Source organism: Mesorhizobium sp. M7D.F.Ca.US.004.03.1.1 (assembly GCF_003998635.1).
Classification (GTDB): Bacteria; Pseudomonadota; Alphaproteobacteria; order Rhizobiales; family Rhizobiaceae; genus Mesorhizobium; species Mesorhizobium loti.
The window spans coordinates 1-2094 of sequence record NZ_RZQG01000991.1 but is presented as its reverse complement, the minus strand read 5'-3'; the positions used below and the strand labels follow the sequence as shown (position 1 = coordinate 2094).

Annotated in this window: 3 protein-coding genes; 2 read left to right on the top strand and 1 reads right to left on the bottom strand. The window is 61.8% G+C overall.

Going from position 1 to position 2094, the window contains the following annotated elements:
• The coding region (locus tag EN935_RS32895; RefSeq protein WP_127374069.1) for a winged helix-turn-helix transcriptional regulator at window positions 1–104 on the bottom strand (104 nt) is incomplete at its 3' end.
• 411 nt (window positions 105–515) lie between these two features.
• Here EN935_RS32895 and EN935_RS32890 point away from each other — a divergent pair.
• Both EN935_RS32890 and EN935_RS32885 read left to right on the top strand, forming a co-directional pair.
• Window positions 516–1403 carry a phosphotransferase family protein gene (locus tag EN935_RS32890; RefSeq protein ID WP_109666734.1) on the top strand — a complete coding sequence of 296 codons (888 nt, stop codon included), beginning with the start codon at window positions 516–518 and terminating at the stop codon, window positions 1401–1403.
• A partial coding sequence (locus EN935_RS32885; protein ID WP_164771563.1) for an FAD-binding oxidoreductase occupies window positions 1400–2094 on the top strand: 695 nt, incomplete at its 3' end. The genes EN935_RS32890 and EN935_RS32885, both read left to right, overlap by 4 nt.

The window sequence follows — 2094 nt, the reverse complement described above, 5'->3', positions numbered from 1 at the left end:
GTCTCGAGCGACACGCCCAGCCGGTCGGCCAGACTGGCAATGGTGACGGTGCCCTCTTCCTGCAGCAGCCGCAGGATCTCGCCATGCCGTTTCGAATGGGTCATTTGGTTTCCCCGACTTAGCCTTTTGACCGATTCTAAGGTAATTCAAGTGCTTTTAAAGGAAATGCCTGCGCTTTCGGGCAAAATACCCAAAAAAAGTCACACCTTTTTATTGACAGCAAGGCAACCTTGGCGTGAAATCCAAATCTCAACAGGGGTTTCGGAGCTGCAACGGGAGGGTGATGGCAGAGCCGCAACTCACTGACCAGGCAGCCTGCAACGTGTCTGGTGCAAGGAATTTTCAGATCCGCGGGGGCGGATGGCGGGGTTCAAAACCTAGCCAAGGGGCTCGTCGGTGCGGTGCGGGATACCGATCCTGGCATCCCGCACCGACGAGATTTTTTGTGTTTCTCCCTGCTGCCGTCGCGCTGTCCGTGGCGCCTTGTCGAAGCCCAGCAAACCAGGAATGATTCCGTGATTGCCGAAGACCGCATCCGCGCCCTGCCTTGCTGGACCGGCAGCATTGAGATTGCGCCGCTGCCGGGCGGCCTGAGCAATGCCAATTATGTCGTCACGGACGCGGCGGGCAAACATGTCGTGCGCTTCGGCAAGGACTATCCGTTCCACCATGTCTTTCGCGAGCGCGAGGTGATGACGGCGCGGGCGGCGCATGCCGCCGGTTTCGCGCCAGCCGTCCGCCATGCCGAACCGGGCATCTTGGTGACGGAGTTTCTCGGCGCCAAGACCTATCTCGCCGAGGACGTGCGGGCCAATCTCGGCCGCGTCGCGGCCCTGATGCGCGGCTTCCACCGGGAGATGCCCAATCACATCTCGGGCGCCGGCTTCATGTTCTGGGTGTTCCACGTCATTCGCGACTATGCGCGCACGCTTGAAGAAGGTGGCAGCCGCAAGCGCAGCGACTTGCCGCGCCTGCTGACGCTGGCCGACGAACTGGAGCGCGCGCAGAAACTGCTGCCGATCGTTTTTGGCCACAATGATCTTTTGCCGGCCAACATTCTCGACGACGGCAACAGGTTGTGGCTGATCGACTTCGAATATGCCGGCTTCAACACGGCGATGTTCGACCTCGCCGGCGTGGCCTCCAACGCCGGCATGAGCGACGAGGAATCCTTCGCCTTCCTGACCGCCTATTTCATGAAGGAACCGGACGAAGCGATCCGCCGTTCGCACGCGGCCATGCAATGCGCTTCGCTGCTGCGCGAGGCGATGTGGAGCATGGTGTCTGAGCTCTATCTCGACGCGCCCGGCATCGACTACGTCGCCTACACCGAGGAAAACCTGACGCGGCTCGAAGGCGCGCTGGAAAACTACAGAACGAAGTACGGGATACAGAAATCATGACATTGCCGAGCCAGGCCGCCATCGTCGTCATCGGCGGCGGCATTATCGGCTGTTCGACGGCCTATCATCTGGCACGCGACCACAAGGCCGACGTGGTGCTGCTGGAGCAGGGCAAGCTGACCTCGGGCTCGACCTGGCATGCCGCCGGCCTTGTCGGCCAGCTGCGCTCGTCAGCTTCGATCACCCGCGTGCTGAAGTACTCCGTCGACCTCTACAAGGGGCTGGAGGCCGAGACCGGCCTTGCCACCGGCTGGAAGATGACCGGGTGCCTCAGGCTCGCCACCAATGCCGACCGCTGGACCGAGTACAAAAGATTGGCGACGACGGCAAAAAGCTTCGGCATGGACATGCAGTTGCTGTCGCCGGCGGAGGTCAAGGCCATGTGGCCGCTCATGGAAACCGGCGATCTCGTCGGCGCCTCCTGGCTGCCGACCGATGGTCAGGCGAGCCCCTCCGATATCACGCAGTCATTGGCCAAGGGCGCACGCATGCATGGCGCCAAACTGTTCGAGGATGTCCGTGTCACCGGCTTCGAGATGAAGGACGGCCGCATCACCGTGGTGAAGACCAGTGAGGGCGACATCGCCTGCGATAAGGTGGTCAACTGCGCCGGCCAATGGGCGCGGCAGGTCGGAGCGCTTGCCGGCATCAACGTGCCGCTGCAGCCGGTGAAGCACCAGTACATCATCAC